The following is a 15,098-nucleotide window of genomic DNA, read 5'->3' on the forward strand; positions in this document are numbered from 1 at the left end:
CGCGATGTGGCCGTAAGCAGTCGAATATCGCGTCGACATCACGCTAACCCGCGCGATGCGGACGCTCAGCAGGCGTCGCATCGGCATTGCCTGGTGGTCGAATGAACGTTGTCGAAGTGCGTAGGTTGCCGTTGTCCGATACGGCGTTGTGGGTGGGACTTTATGTTGCCGCGGGTGTCGTGTCGGGGCAGTTCAATGTCCCGACGGCCGCTCTTGCGCCCTATGTCTGGTTGCCGGCCGGCGTAAGTCTCGCGGCCATGCTTTTATCGCGCACGAGCGCAAGCGGTCGTCTTGCCGTTGCATTCGCATTGGTGCAAGCCGTGTTATCGCATTTTGGCGGCCGGGACGTGCCGTCGTCGCTCGTTCTTGGCGCGTTGGCCGGGATCGCTCCGTTGATCGCGTCGGCCGTCGTGCGATGGATGCACGTGCCGCTCCAGGGTCTCGATTTATTGCGTGCCGTGACTGTCGCTGCGGTCGTGAGCGCTGTCCTTCTGGGCGGCGGCGGTGCGTTCTACTTCGCGTTGACGAAGGGCATGCCGTTCATGCTGCCGTTTCGCGAATGGAGCGCAGCGATCTTTGTCGGCGTATGTATCACGATGCCGTTACTCGCGGTATGGGCGCAGTTCCGGCCAAAGCGATCGGCACCGTCCAACTGGCAACGTGAGATGGTCGGCGCCATCGCATTTGCCACGATGGTCGCGTTGACATGGTGGCTCTTCGACGGAGCCGCACCGCCGCGCTTCGAAGCGGCGGGCATCACCTACCCAATTTATTTGCCGATGTTCTGCGTCGTGATCGTCTCGATCGTTGGCGGCGCACGGGGCGGAACGCTCGCCGTATTTGTGCTGACGCTGATCTGCCTCGGCCACACCGCAGGCGGTGAAGGACCGTTCGCGTTGCCGTCCGCGTCGGCTTCTTCGTCTTTGTTGCAGGCGCAACTTTACGTCGGCGTATCGGCGATGCTCGTGTTGATCGTGCACGCGCTGCGCGACGCTGAAACACACGCCTATCTCCAGGCCGAGCGGTGGCGCACCGAACTCGAACTCGCCCTTGCAGGCAGCGTATTGATCGCCTATTCGATCGATCCGCGTACGCAGATTGTTCAATGGCGTGGCGACGTGGAACGGCTGCTTGGTTACCCCACGGAATCACTCTCCAACGTCGAACGCGTTCTTGCTTGCGTCCATCCGCTCGACCGTGATCGCCTGCGTGATCGATGGAGTCCCCATGCATTGGTGACGACGGACGCGCCCGCCCCCATTTCGTTTCGTCTTGCCACACGCATTGCCAACGTCGGCTGGATCGAGTTGGTAGACCTCGGTTCATCGCTTTCCGACGGCAACGGTCGAGTCGCGTTTGTTGCCGGCGTCTGGCAGCGTCATTCGATCGTGGCGAGTTGAGCTATGTCGATTCGCACCGGCGCACTCTTAATCCATGGACTGGGCGGCACACAGTTCGACCTCGGGTCGATGCACAAGCATCTGAAACGCTGCGGCATCGAGACACATTCGCTGACACTGCCGGGCCACGGCACCACGCCCGAGGCATTGATGTCGGTGCGCGCGGAGGAGTGGGTCGATGCGGTCACGAAAAAATACCGTGAACTGGTCGACCGGTACGATAGGTTCCACGTGATGGGCATGTGTATGGGCGCGCTCCTTGCCGCAGCGTTGTGCGCCCGGGAGCGGCACAGTAAAGGCCGGTTGGTCACACTGGCGCCGCCCATCTACATCGACGGCTGGAGCACCCCGTGGTGGCGTGCCGCGCGCTACGTCGCCTACCGTCTGCCGCTGCTGCCCGCACGAATGAAGATTGAAGAGGGCGAGCCGTACGGCATCAAGAACATGCTCGTACGCAATATCGTCAAGGCGAAGTTTGAGCGCGGCGACAACTTCCACTACAAATGGGTGCCCCTCGCATGCATTCGCGAAGTGGACCGTTTGCGTCGCCAGGTCATCCGTGAGGCCGGACAGATTAGCTGTCCGACGCTGGTCGTTCACGCCAGGCAAGACGAGCTGACGAGTCTGAAGTCAGCGGAATTCATTGAGCGCACCGCTCGGGATGCACGCGTTGTCGTGCTCGAAAATAGTTATCACATGATTTGTGTCGATAACGATCGCGAGCAGGTCGCAACCAGCGTGCTCGATTTTCTCGGTGCGCAGGCGCAGACGGCGGCGGGCCCTACGGTGACGGAGCCGTGCTCGCCAACTGAGATTCAATCGCTTGTTGCGCGTTTCATGAGCGGGATGCGGGAGCAACGGTATGAGGAGGTGTTTCCGCTCTTCACGGCCGACATCCGTTGGGATCAGCGCGGATCGAACCCGTTGGCTCGCCTCTACGCAGACCGTAACGCGCTCATCGATCTCTTTTCGCAATTCGTGACGTTGTCTGGCGACACGTTCTCCGTGACGGGATTCGGCGAGCCGGAGTACGACAACGACGCGGTCCGACTGCGCATCTTCAGCGAAGCCTCTGCCGCTGAAAAGACGCTTGTGACGAGCGGTGTTCTCGAGTTGGGCTTTGGCAATCGCCGGATCCGCATGGTGACTTATGTATCGGATCGTCCCGTTGACGAAGACGCGTTCTGGAGCGCGGCCGCCGTAGCCGACGGTGTAACTGTCGGCACGGTGCGGCACGATGACGACCAGACCGACGCGCGTCTTACTGGGCCGGCTTTGGAGGCAGCATTCGATACGGCCGTCGCAGGTGTGGGCGGCATTAGGCGCCCACTTGCGCCAGCCATCATGTTGCGTTTGCGCGCGCTCTATAAGCAGGCGCGCGTCGGCGATATCAGCGGCGATCGCCCGGCTATGACCGATGTGGTCGGCCGTGCAAAATACGACACATGGGCCGCGTTGCGCGGCACTGCTCGCGAAGTGGCAATGAGCGACTACGTGTCGATCGCGCGAAAACTGGCGGGCGAGTAGTCCTGTGCGGTCACGTGTTTTTTGCGCGGCGTTGCTCGTCGCGGCGAGTGTGACGCAGAGCGTGGTTTTCGCTGACGAAAAGGCGAACCCCATCCCATTTACGACGAATCGAGTCGAGAGCCACCCGCTCGGCGCGCGGCCGCGAATCTGTCTCGCGCTGTCCGGCGGCGGCGCGCGCGGTTATGCGCATATCGGCGTGTTGAAGAAGCTCGAGGCGTTGCATGTGCCGATCGACTGCATCGCGGGGACGAGCATGGGCGCGTTGATCGGCGGTCTTTACGCAAGCGGGATGTCGGCTGCGGCAATCGAAAAGGCGTTGGCCGGCATGGACCTGACCGACGTTGCGTTCGATCGCGAAGCACGCGGGGACCAGCCGCAAGCGGTCCGCAAAGACAACCTCGACTATCCGGTGAGCTTGCCGCTTGGTTTTGGCCGTGACGGGGTTCGGTCGGCAAGTGGGCTGATTCAAGGCAATCGTCTGCTCGCGCTTTTGCAACAGCACACGAGCCGCCTCCCCGGCGACGTCAGTTTCGACGATCTTCCCGTGCCGTTCAGAGCGGTCGCAGCTGACATCGAAACGGGCGACAAAATCGTCCTCCGGAAGGGCTCACTGCCGCAGGCGATCCGGGCCAGCATGGCCGTGCCCGGACTGTTCGCGCCTGTCGTGCTGGAGGCGCGCACGCTTGTGGACGGCGGTATTGCCGATAACTTACCCATCGACGTCGCGAAGCTGATGGGCGCGGATATCGTGATTGCCGTCGATATCGGCACGCCGCTCAAGCGCGCGAACCAGCTGACGTCGATGGCGAGCGTCACGCAGCAGGTTATCGGTGCGTTGATCAGTCAGAACGTGCGGAGCCAAAGGGCCAATCTCGACGCAGCGGACATCCTGCTGCGCCCCGATCTCTCTGGTCTCGCGTTCACGGATTTTGCGGATGCCGGTCGCGGCATTGCCGCCGGCGCTGTTGCGGTCGACTCCTCGCAAGTACGAATCAGCGCGCTTTCGCTGACGCCGCAAGCATGGACCGCCTATCTGGCCGATCGCAACGAGCACGCGTCTCTGCGGGAAGGAACAAAGGTCGACCGCGTGGAAGTCGTGGTGAATGGCCGTGTCCCGGCGAGCCGGGTGCGGCAGGCACTGCGCACGAAACCGGGCGACGTCTACGATCCGCGCACGATCGAACAGGACCTCGCCGCGCTGAACAGCACGAGCGATTTCGAAAGCGTCTCCGATAGTTTGACCGGCACCGATGGTGACCGCGTGCTGCGTGTCACGGCGAACTCGAAAAGCTGGGGGCCTAATTTCCTGCTGTTCGGCCTTGGTTTGCAGAGCAATTTCAGCGGCGACGGTGCATTCGCGCTGCGCGTAGGGCATCGCATGCCGTGGATCACGCAAAGCGGGCTCGAATGGCGCAATGACGCAGTGCTCGGTAGCCGCGATTTGATGCTGAAAACCGAACTGCGGCAGCCGCTTTTTTCCCACGATGGCGTCTATCTGGCACCCTTCGCGTCGATCAAGCGAAATCTGTTGGACGTCTACGATGATGACCAACCCGACGGTGCACCTCCCATGATGAAACTTCGTCAGCAGGAGTTCCGGGTCGGGCTCAATGCTGGCTTGCCGTTGGGAAAACTTGGCGAAATACGAGCGGGTATCGCCCAGGTGCATACGTCCTCCACGTTAATGACTGCCGCACCGACAGTGATGGTCTCGCTCGACGGCGACGATTCGGTGTCTGTGCCGGTGGCGCCGGATTCGTCTTCCGAGACGATCGGCCGTGTCGAATTCGAGATCGATCAGCTCGACGACGTGCTGTTTCCACGTCACGGCTACTACGTCGACGGATACGCGGAAATGGCGCTCGATCAATCGGAAGGTCGCTACAACACGGCCCACCTTCGCGCGCTCTGGGCAGAAAGCTTCGGCCGGCACAGCCTGAACGCCGCGTTCGAGGCCGGCGGCCAATTCGGTAACAAGGACGTGGGCGCGTATACGTTCGACCTCGGTGGCTTCCAGCATCTGGCCGCGTATGCGCAGAATCAGTTCAGCGGCAATTACGTCATGTACGGTCGCCTTACCTATTTTGCGCAATTGAAGCACTTCAACTCGGGTCCAATCCGGGGCACATTTGCCGGCGCCAGTCTGGAAGCGGGCAACGTCTGGAACAGCAGCAGCGCGTTTGCGCGTGGTCCATGGCGAGGCAGCGCCAGTGCGTTTCTCGGCGCGACGACTTCGTTCGGGCCGGTCTATCTGGGCGTTGCAATGGCGCCCGGCGGCGCGCGTAACGTGTATTTCCAGTTGGGTAACCAGTTCTAGGTGGGCAGGTCGCGCGTGCTGACTTTTCGGTCGCACGCGGACAGAAGTGTCGTAACCCGCGCAAGAGAAATACAGGGCGAGGAACGGGCGATTCTTGCGCTGGTGTCTTGTGATTTCCTAAGCCGAACGGCGAACGTGTGCAAACGTTTCGGGCGGCGCGCCAAGGGGTTGGTAAAATCCGCCCACCGGCATCGCGCTGTTCAACCTCTATCTCATGTCCCGTTCGCTCCAGATCCTCAACGAAGTCTTCGGCTATCCCGCGTTCAGGGGGCAGCAGGGCGAAATTGTCGAGCATGTCTCGACCGGCGGTGACTGTCTGGTGCTGATGCCCACTGGCGGCGGCAAGTCGTTGTGTTATCAGATTCCCTCTCTGGTGCGACGTGAAGGCGGATTCGGCGCGGGCATTGTCGTTTCTCCGCTGATCGCGCTGATGCAGGACCAGGTCGCCGCACTTACCGAAGTAGGCGTGCGCGCGGCTTATCTGAATTCGACGCTTTCGAGCGCCGAGGCCATGGCGACCGAGCGCGCGTTGCGCGAAGGCGAGATCGACCTGCTCTACGTGGCGCCCGAGCGGTTGATGACGCCGCGTTTCCAGGAATTGCTCGAGCGCACGCGCATCGGCCTGTTCGCGATCGACGAAGCGCATTGCGTATCGCAGTGGGGGCACGATTTCCGGCCGGAATATATTCAACTGTCGGTACTGCACGAGCGCTTCCCGAATGTGCCGCGCATCGCGCTCACGGCGACCGCGGACGACATTACTCGCGACGAGATCATCCATCGTCTGGCTCTGGACGACGCGCGCATTTTTGTGTCGAGCTTCGATCGGCCGAACATCCGCTACCGCATTGTCGAAAAGGACAACGCGCGCACGCAGTTGCTCGACTTTATCCGCGCCGAGCACTCGAAGCCCGACGGCACCACCGACGCAGGCGTCGTCTATTGCCTGTCGCGTCGCAAGGTGGAAGAAACGGCGGAATGGCTCAAAGAGAAGGGCATGCGCGCGCTGCCGTATCACGCCGGCATGGAGTTCGAAATCCGCCAGAAACATCAGGAGATGTTTCAGCGCGAAGAAGGCATCGTGATGTGCGCGACGATTGCGTTCGGCATGGGCATCGACAAGCCGGACGTGCGCTTCGTCGCGCATCTCGACTTGCCGAAGAGCGTCGAAGGCTATTACCAGGAAACCGGGCGCGCGGGCCGCGACGGCATGCCGGCGAACGCGTGGATGGCTTACGGCCTCGGCGACGTCGTGCAGCAGCGCAAAATGATTGACGAATCCGACGCGGACGACGCCCACAAGCGCGTGCAAACCGGCAAGCTGGACGCGCTGCTCGGCCTGTGTGAGGCCGCGACTTGCCGCCGGGTGCGTTTGCTCGCTTATTTCGGCGAGACGAGCAAGCCGTGCGGCAACTGCGACAACTGCATCGAGCCGCCTGACACGTGGGACGCCACGCGTGAGGCGCGAATGGCGCTGTCCTGCGTATTTCGTGCGCAACGGGCGAGCGGCTTCCATTTCGGCGCCGGGCATCTGATCGACATCCTGCGCGGTAACAGTAGTGAAAAGATCATGCAGCGTGGCCACGAGAAGCTAACCACGTTTGGAATCGGCGCGGCGCTGGGCGAGCCGGAGTGGCGCGCGGTGTTCCGCCAATTGGTCGCGTTCGGCTATCTGACCGTGGACCATGAGGGTTTCGGCTCACTGGTCCTGACTGAAGCCAGCAAGCCGGTGCTCAAAGGCGAGCAGAACGTCACCATGCGCCGCTATGTGAAACCGACGCGTAGCCGCCAGTCGTCCACCCGTACCAGCGAGCGCGCCGACCCGACGATCGGCATGGGGCCGCGCGAACGCGCCCGCTGGGAGCGTCTGCGCGCGTGGCGTACCGAAACGGCGAAGAGCGACGGCGTGCCCGCCTATGTGATTTTTCACGACGCGACGCTCGCAGAGATCGCGCGTAACGGCCCCGATTCCATTGAGGATCTGCGTGGCATTCCGGGCATGGGCGTGCGTAAACTCGACCGTTTCGGCGACGAATTGCTCGAAGTGGTCGCTGCGGACTAAGGTTCGGCCGCCGTCCTCGCCGACCGACAGCGGCGCGGAACATCGCAACCTATTGACTCCCTTAGTATTTTCGGAATATTATGCTAGGTTCCGGTTCTTGGGATGCCTGCGCGCGAAGTCAATTCATGCGCTGACAAGAGGGTCCGGAAGTTCGATGCGCAATCGTTTCTGCTTTGCCCGGAAACAGATGCGTCGATTTTGTTCAATTTCAGGAATAAACAATGCCAACCATCAATCAACTGGTTCGCAAAGGCCGCGCGTCGGAAACGACGAAGAGCAAGAGCCCGGCTTTGCAGGACTGCCCCCAGCGTCGCGGCGTGTGCACCCGTGTGTACACCACGACGCCTAAGAAGCCTAACTCGGCGCTGCGTAAGGTTGCCAAGGTTCGTCTGACGAACGGCTTCGAAGTTATTTCGTACATCGGTGGTGAAGGCCACAACCTGCAGGAACACTCGGTCGTGCTGATTCGCGGCGGCCGTGTCAAGGACTTGCCGGGTGTGCGTTACCACATGGTTCGCGGCTCGCTGGATACCCAGGGCGTCAAGGATCGTAAGCAGGCTCGCTCGAAGTACGGTGCGAAGCGTGCCAAGGCTGGCAAGTAATTAGCCGGTCTGTCGTTTCAGGTCGCCTGCAAAGGCGGTATTAGCGGTGGTGCCGGAATCGCCGGTGCTGTCGAGTAAGTGGTCACCCGACCGGGCTGGTAAGTCGTAAGAGATGAATCGGGTTAGTTGGTGGCCGCGGGGCTCAAGAGCTCCAACTGAAAAGTTAAAGGAAGAAACATGCCGCGTCGTCGCGAAGTCCCCAAGCGGGAAGTGTTGCCGGATCCGAAATTCGGTAACGTTGATGTAGCTAAGTTCATGAACGTGCTGATGCTCTCCGGCAAGAAGTCGGTTGCTGAGCGCATTGTGTACGGCGCTTTCGAACAGATCCAGACCAAGGGTGGCAAGGACCCGCTGGAAGTGTTCACGGTAGCGCTCAACAACGTCAAGCCGGTGGTCGAAGTGAAGAGCCGCCGCGTTGGTGGTGCGAACTATCAGGTTCCGGTCGAAGTGCGCCCGTCGCGTCGTATGGCATTGGCGATGCGTTGGCTGCGTGAAGCCGCGAAGAAGCGCAGCGAGAAGTCGATGGCCCTGCGTCTGGCAGGTGAACTCTCCGAAGCGGCCGAAGGCCGTGGCGGCGCGATGAAGAAGCGCGACGAAGTTCACCGGATGGCAGAAGCCAACAAGGCGTTCTCGCACTTCCGTTTCTAAGCTTCCCGAGTTCGGGTTAGCAGAAAAAGCGGAAAGAAATTCCGGGCGGGTGCGCTTACAAAGCGCCTCGCCCGTTTGTGTTACAGCGCGATGGGTATTTTCTCGCATCGCGTCATCCCAATAGAGGATCAAAGTGGCTCGCAAGACACCTATCGAGCGCTACCGTAACATCGGTATTAGCGCTCACATCGACGCCGGCAAAACGACGACGACCGAGCGCATCCTGTTCTATACCGGCGTGAACCACAAGATTGGTGAAGTTCACGACGGCGCTGCCACCATGGACTGGATGGAGCAGGAGCAGGAACGCGGCATCACGATCACGTCCGCTGCTACCACGGCGTTCTGGAAAGGCATGGCCGGCGACCGCGCTGAGCACCGTATCAACATCATCGACACCCCGGGCCACGTCGACTTCACGATTGAAGTTGAGCGCTCGATGCGCGTGCTCGATGGCGCGTGCATGGTGTACTGCGCTGTGGGTGGTGTGCAGCCCCAGTCTGAAACCGTGTGGCGTCAGGCTAACAAGTACAAGGTTCCCCGTCTCGCGTTCATCAACAAGATGGACCGTACCGGCGCGAACTTCTTCAAGGTCTACGACCAGCTCAAGCTGCGTTTGAAGGCCAACCCGGTTCCGGTCGTAGTGCCTATCGGCGCTGAAGAAACGTTCACCGGCGTGGTTGATCTGCTGAAGATGAAAGCGATCATTTGGGACGAAGCGTCCCAAGGCACGAAGTTCTCGTACGAAGACATCCCGGCAGAACTCGTCGACACGTGCAACGAATGGCGCGAGAAGATGGTCGAGGCTGCCGCTGAGTCGAGCGAAGAGCTGATGAACAAGTACCTCGAAGAAGGCGAATTGACGGAAGCTGAAATCGTCAAGGGCCTGCGTGACCGTACGATCGCTTGCGAAATCCAGCCGATGCTGTGCGGCACCGCGTTCAAGAACAAGGGCGTGCAACGGATGCTGGACGCCGTGCTCGACTTCCTGCCGTCGCCGATCGACATTCCGCCGGTTACGGGTGAGCTCGAAAACGGTGAAAAGGCTGAGCGTCGCGCAGCTGACGACGAGAAGTTCTCGTCGCTCGCATTCAAGATCATGACCGACCCGTTTGTCGGCCAGTTGATCTTCTTCCGTGTCTACTCCGGCACGACGAAGTCGGGCGACACGCTGCTGAACGCGACCAAGGACAAGAAGGAACGTCTCGGTCGTATTCTGCTGATGCACGCAAACCAGCGTGAAGAAATCAAGGAAGTGCACGCAGGCGACATCGCTGCTGCAGTCGGTCTGAAAGATGCAACGACGGGCGACACGCTGTGCGATCCGCTGCATCCGATCGTGCTCGAGCGCATGATTTTCCCGGAGCCGGTGATTTCGCAGGCTGTTGAGCCGAAGACGAAGCCCGACCAGGAAAAGATGGGTCTGGCGTTGAATCGTCTGGCTCAGGAAGATCCGTCGTTCCGCGTTCAAACGGACGAAGAATCGGGTCAAACCATTATTTCGGGCATGGGCGAGCTCCACCTGGAAATTCTGGTCGACCGGATGAAGCGCGAGTTTGGCGTCGAAGCAACGGTTGGCAAGCCGCAAGTGGCTTACCGCGAAACGATCCGCGGTAAGGCGGAAGATGTCGACGGCAAGTTCGTCAAGCAGTCGGGTGGTCGCGGCCAGTACGGTCACGCGGTCATCACGCTCGAGCCGAATGAGCAAGGCAAGGGCTACGAGTTCCTGGACGAGATCAAGGGCGGTGTGATTCCGCGTGAATACATCCCGGCAGTCGACAAGGGTATCCAGGAAACGCTGAAGGCTGGCGTGCTGGCAGGTTTCCCGGTCGTTGACGTGAAGGTTCACTTGACGTTCGGTTCGTACCACGACGTTGACTCGAACGAAAATGCGTTCCGCATGGCCGGTTCGATGGCGTTCAAGGAAGCGATGCGCAAGGCTCAACCGGTCATCCTCGAGCCGATGATGGCTGTGGAAGTCGAAACGCCGGAAGATTACATGGGCAACGTGATGGGCGACTTGTCGGGCCGTCGCGGTATTGTTCAGGGCATGGAAGACATGATTGGCGGCGGCAAGATCGTTCGTGCCGAAGTCCCGTTGTCGGAAATGTTCGGCTACTCGACGTCGCTGCGTTCGCTGAGCCAGGGTCGTGCAACGTACACGATGGAATTCAAGCACTACGCTGAAGCACCGCGCAACGTGTCGGAAGCGATCATCAACGCCAAGTCGAAGTAATCGCGCGGCAAAGTCATTCAACGATTAACTTTTTGAAAGAAGAGAAACATGGCTAAAGGTAAATTCGAACGGACCAAGCCGCACGTGAACGTCGGCACGATCGGTCACGTTGACCACGGCAAGACCACGCTGACGGCAGCGATCACGACGGTTCTGACCAAGAAGTTTGGCGGCGAAGCGAAGGCGTATGACCAGATCGACGCGGCGCCGGAAGAAAAGGCGCGTGGTATCACGATCAACACGGCACACGTCGAGTACGAAACGGCTAATCGCCACTACGCACACGTCGACTGCCCGGGCCACGCTGACTATGTGAAGAACATGATCACGGGCGCAGCGCAGATGGACGGCGCGATCCTGGTGTGCTCGGCTGCAGACGGCCCGATGCCGCAAACGCGTGAGCACATCCTGCTGGCGCGTCAGGTTGGCGTTCCGTACATCATCGTGTTCCTGAACAAGTGCGACATGGTGGACGACGCTGAGTTGCTGGAACTGGTCGAGATGGAAGTTCGCGAACTCCTGTCGAAGTACGACTTCCCGGGCGACGACACGCCGATCATCAAGGGTTCGGCCAAACTGGCGCTGGAAGGCGACACGGGCGAGCTGGGTGAAGTGGCGATCATGAGTCTGGCCGACGCGCTGGACACGTACATCCCGACGCCGGAGCGTGCAATTGACGGCGCGTTCCTGATGCCGGTGGAAGACGTGTTCTCGATCTCGGGTCGCGGCACGGTGGTGACGGGTCGTATCGAGCGTGGTGTCGTGAAGGTCGGCGAAGAAATCGAAATCATCGGTATCAAGCCGACGGTGAAGACGACCTGCACGGGCGTGGAAATGTTCCGCAAGCTGCTCGACCAGGGTCAGGCAGGCGACAACGTTGGTATCCTGCTGCGCGGCACGAAGCGTGAAGACGTGGAGCGTGGCCAGGTTCTGGCGAAGCCGGGTTCGATCAACCCGCACACGCACTTCACGGCTGAAGTGTACGTGCTGAGCAAGGACGAAGGTGGCCGTCACACGCCGTTCTTCAACAACTATCGTCCGCAGTTCTACTTCCGTACGACGGACGTGACGGGCTCGATCGAGTTGCCGAAGGACAAGGAAATGGTCATGCCGGGCGACAACGTGTCGATCACGGTGAAGCTGATCAACCCGATCGCGATGGAAGAAGGTCTGCGCTTTGCAATTCGCGAAGGCGGCCGTACGGTCGGCGCTGGTGTGGTTGCCAAGATCCTCGAGTAAAATCGCGGATTGAAGTTGCAGTAAGTGGTGCCCGGAGCCGGGCGCCGGCCCACAGCGGGCGCCCGGCTCTACGTTCTTTTACTATCTGGCGGCGCAATACCGCCTCGCTCTTTCCAAGGAATTGTCATGCAGAACCAGAAAATCCGTATTCGCCTGAAGGCTTTCGACTATCGCCTGATCGATCAATCGGCAGCTGAGATTGTGGACACGGCAAAGCGGACCGGCGCAATCGTTCGCGGTCCGGTGCCCCTGCCGACCCGCATCCAGCGCTTCGACATCCTGCGTTCGCCGCACGTCAACAAGACGTCGCGCGATCAGCTCGAAATCCGTACGCACCAACGCCTGATGGACATCGTTGACCCGACGGACAAGACGGTCGACGCACTGATGAAGCTGGATCTGCCGGCCGGCGTAGACGTCGAAATCAAGCTGCAATAAGGCTTCCAGCGGTTGCCCAGTCCGCAGGGCAACGCTAAGTCATTGATTGCTTGCGGAAAACGAAAGGCCTCGCTATAATAGTGGGCTTTTCGCGCATTTGCGCAAAAAAGTCGGTGTGCTGCAGCATGAATTCATGCCCGAAACGGCGCCGGCATTTTGTAAATTAGCCCCGACCAATCGCAGTCGGGAATGGAGAAAACGATGAGCCTTGGACTCGTAGGTCGCAAGGTTGGCATGACCCGTATCTTCACGGCAGAAGGGGATTCGATTCCCGTTACCGTGCTGGACGTGTCCGACAACCGAGTGACGCAGATCAAGACTGTTGAAACCGACGGCTACACGGCCGTGCAGGTTGCATTCGGTACGCGCCGTGCATCGCGCGTGACGAAGCCGTTGGCCGGTCATCTCGCCAAAGCCGGTGTTCAAGCCGGTGAAATCCTCAAAGAATTCCAGATCGATGCCGCTAAGGCTGCCGAGTTGTCGAGCGGCACCGTGGTTGGTCCCGAGCTGTTCGAAGTAGGCCAGAAGGTCGACGTGCAAGGCGTGTCGATCGGTAAGGGCTACGCCGGTACCATCAAGCGTTACAACTTCGCATCCGGCCGTGCATCGCACGGTAACTCGCGCTCGCACAACGTGCCGGGTTCGATCGGTATGGCGCAGGATCCGGGTCGTGTTTTCCCGGGTAAGCGCATGACCGGTCACATGGGTGACGACACGGTAACGGTGCAAAACCTCGAAATCGCTCGTATCGACGCTGACCGCAAGCTGTTGCTGGTCAAGGGCGCCGTTCCGGGTGCGAAGGGTGGCAAGGTATTCGTTACGCCGGCCGTGAAGACGCGTGCCGTGAAAGGAGCGAAATAATGGAACTTAAGCTCCTGAATGCCAATGGTCAGGAAGGTGCAGGCGTTAGCGCGTCGGACGTCGTGTTCGGTCGCGATTACAACGAAGCCCTGATTCACCAGGTCGTGGTTGCGTACCAGGCGAATGCCCGTAGCGGCAACCGCGCGCAGAAAGATCGTGAGCAAGTCAAGCACACGACCAAGAAGCCGTGGCGCCAGAAGGGTACGGGCCGCGCTCGTGCCGGTATGTCGTCGAGCCCGTTGTGGCGCGGCGGTGGCCGTATCTTCCCGAATTCGCCGGAAGAAAACTTTTCGCACAAGGTTAACAAGAAGATGCATCGCGCAGGCCTCTGCTCGATCTTCTCGCAGTTGGCCCGCGAAGGCCGCATCTCGGTGGTCGACGAGCTGACGCTCGAAGCGCCGAAGACGAAGCTGCTGGCCGAAAAATTCAAGGCGATGGGTCTCGATTCCGTGCTGGTGATTACCGACACGGTTGATGAAAACCTGTACCTCGCGTCGCGCAACCTTGCCCACGTGGCGGTTGTCGAGCCGCGTTACGCCGACCCGCTGTCGCTGATCTACTTCAAGAAGATCCTGATCACGAAGGCTGCGGTCGCCCAGATCGAGGAGTTGCTGTCATGAGCGAGATTCGCAAAAACGATCATCGTTTGATGCAGGTCCTGCTCGCGCCGGTGATCTCCGAAAAGGCGACGCTGGTGGCCGACAAGAACGAGCAGGTTGTGTTCGAAGTCGCGCCCGATGCTACGAAGCAGGAAGTGAAAGCTGCCGTCGAGCTGCTGTTCAAGGTGGAAGTCAATTCCGTCAACGTGCTGGTTTCGAAGGGCAAAGCCAAGCGCTTTGGTCGCTTCATGGGCAAGCGCAAAGACGTGAAGAAGGCGTACGTCTGCCTGAAGCCCGGCCAGGAAATCAACTTTGAAGCGGAGGCCAAGTAATCATGGCAATCGTTAAAGTTAAGCCGACTTCGCCGGGTCGCCGCGCGATGGTCAAGGTGGTCAACAAGGATCTGCATAAGGGCAAGCCGTTCGCGCCGCTGCTCGACGCGCAATCCTCGACCGCCGGCCGTAACAACAACGGCCACATCACCACGCGTCATAAGGGTGGTGGTCACAAGCATCACTATCGTGTCGTCGATTTCCGTCGCAATAAGGACGGTATCGCAGCGAAGGTCGAGCGTCTTGAGTACGATCCGAACCGTAGCGCGAACATCGCGCTGGTTCTGTACGCAGACGGCGAACGGCGCTACATCATTGCTCCGAAGGGTCTCACCGTCGGTCAGCAACTGATGTCCGGTTCCGAAGCGCCGATCCGTGCTGGTAACACGCTGCCGATCCGCAACATTCCGGTCGGTACGACGATCCACTGCATCGAAATGCTGCCGGGCAAGGGCGCGCAAATGGCGCGTTCGGCTGGTACGTCGGCGATGTTGCTGGCTCGTGAAGGCATCTACGCACAGGTCCGCCTGCGCTCCGGTGAAATCCGCCGCGTTCACGTTGAATGCCGCGCGACGATTGGTGAAGTTGGCAACGAAGAGCATAGTCTCCGTCAAATCGGTAAGGCTGGCGCGAACCGCTGGCGCGGTATCCGTCCGACGGTGCGTGGCGTTGCAATGAACCCGGTCGATCACCCGCACGGCGGTGGTGAAGGCAAGACGGCTGCAGGTCGCGATCCGGTGAGCCCGTGGGGCACGCCTGCTAAGGGTTATCGCACCCGCAGCAACAAGCGCACGACGAGCATGATCGTCCAGCGCCGTCACAAGCGTTAAGGAGTAG

The 15,098-nt window shown here is 60.3% G+C and carries 13 protein-coding genes; all 13 read left to right on the plus strand.

Annotated elements, in window-relative coordinates:
- Window positions 1-101 precede the first annotated feature (101 nt).
- The 13 genes from FA94_RS21105 to rplB all read left to right on the plus strand — a co-directional run bounded on the left by FA94_RS21105 (window position 102) and on the right by rplB (window position 15,091).
- On the plus strand, window positions 102-1,400 hold the full coding sequence (locus FA94_RS21105; RefSeq protein ID WP_051980650.1) for an MASE1 domain-containing protein: 1,299 nt from the start codon (window positions 102-104) through the stop codon (window positions 1,398-1,400).
- A gap of 3 nt (window positions 1,401-1,403) precedes the next feature.
- Window positions 1,404-2,927: an acyl-CoA-binding protein gene (locus tag FA94_RS21110; protein ID WP_035554736.1), complete on the plus strand. Its 1,524-nt coding sequence runs from the start codon at window positions 1,404-1,406 to the stop codon at window positions 2,925-2,927.
- A gap of 4 nt (window positions 2,928-2,931) precedes the next feature.
- A complete protein-coding gene (locus FA94_RS21115) occupies window positions 2,932-5,244 on the plus strand; it encodes a patatin-like phospholipase family protein (RefSeq protein WP_035554739.1) in 2,313 nt (770 codons plus the stop codon).
- Window positions 5,245-5,458: 214 nt separating this feature from the next.
- Entirely contained in the window at window positions 5,459-7,306 is a 1,848-nt protein-coding gene (gene recQ / locus FA94_RS21120) for a DNA helicase RecQ (RefSeq protein WP_035554741.1), read from the plus strand.
- 221 nt (window positions 7,307-7,527) lie between these two features.
- Window positions 7,528-7,908, plus strand: coding sequence for a 30S ribosomal protein S12 (gene rpsL / locus FA94_RS21125; protein ID WP_006998493.1), 381 nt, complete (start codon window positions 7,528-7,530; stop codon window positions 7,906-7,908).
- A 177-nt stretch (window positions 7,909-8,085) separates the two neighbouring features.
- On the plus strand, window positions 8,086-8,556 hold the full coding sequence (gene rpsG / locus FA94_RS21130) for a 30S ribosomal protein S7 (RefSeq protein ID WP_006053291.1): 471 nt from the start codon (window positions 8,086-8,088) through the stop codon (window positions 8,554-8,556).
- A gap of 133 nt (window positions 8,557-8,689) precedes the next feature.
- Complete coding sequence (gene fusA, locus FA94_RS21135; RefSeq protein WP_035554744.1) at window positions 8,690-10,792, plus strand: elongation factor G; 2,103 nt, start codon at window positions 8,690-8,692, stop codon at window positions 10,790-10,792.
- Between the two features lie 48 nt (window positions 10,793-10,840).
- Window positions 10,841-12,031, plus strand: a complete 1,191-nt coding sequence (gene tuf / locus FA94_RS21140; RefSeq protein ID WP_035554720.1) for an elongation factor Tu — start codon at window positions 10,841-10,843, stop codon at window positions 12,029-12,031.
- Between the two features lie 126 nt (window positions 12,032-12,157).
- Window positions 12,158-12,469 (plus strand): 30S ribosomal protein S10, encoded by a 312-nt coding sequence (rpsJ, locus tag FA94_RS21145; protein WP_006998489.1) that lies wholly within the window; start codon window positions 12,158-12,160, stop codon window positions 12,467-12,469.
- Between the two features lie 201 nt (window positions 12,470-12,670).
- Window positions 12,671-13,330: a 50S ribosomal protein L3 gene (rplC, locus tag FA94_RS21150; protein ID WP_035562616.1), complete on the plus strand. Its 660-nt coding sequence runs from the start codon at window positions 12,671-12,673 to the stop codon at window positions 13,328-13,330.
- On the plus strand, window positions 13,330-13,950 hold the full coding sequence (gene rplD, locus FA94_RS21155; protein ID WP_007180136.1) for a 50S ribosomal protein L4: 621 nt from the start codon (window positions 13,330-13,332) through the stop codon (window positions 13,948-13,950). Before rplC ends, rplD begins: the two co-directional genes overlap by 1 nt.
- A complete protein-coding gene (rplW, locus tag FA94_RS21160; RefSeq protein WP_007180135.1) occupies window positions 13,947-14,261 on the plus strand; it encodes a 50S ribosomal protein L23 in 315 nt (104 codons plus the stop codon). Before rplD ends, rplW begins: the two co-directional genes overlap by 4 nt.
- A 2-nt stretch (window positions 14,262-14,263) precedes the next feature.
- On the plus strand, window positions 14,264-15,091 hold the full coding sequence (gene rplB / locus FA94_RS21165; RefSeq protein ID WP_035554746.1) for a 50S ribosomal protein L2: 828 nt from the start codon (window positions 14,264-14,266) through the stop codon (window positions 15,089-15,091).
- Window positions 15,092-15,098 lie beyond the last annotated feature (7 nt).

It is taken from the genome of Burkholderia sp. 9120, assembly GCF_000745015.1.
In the GTDB taxonomy this organism is placed as follows: Bacteria; Pseudomonadota; Gammaproteobacteria; order Burkholderiales; family Burkholderiaceae; genus Paraburkholderia.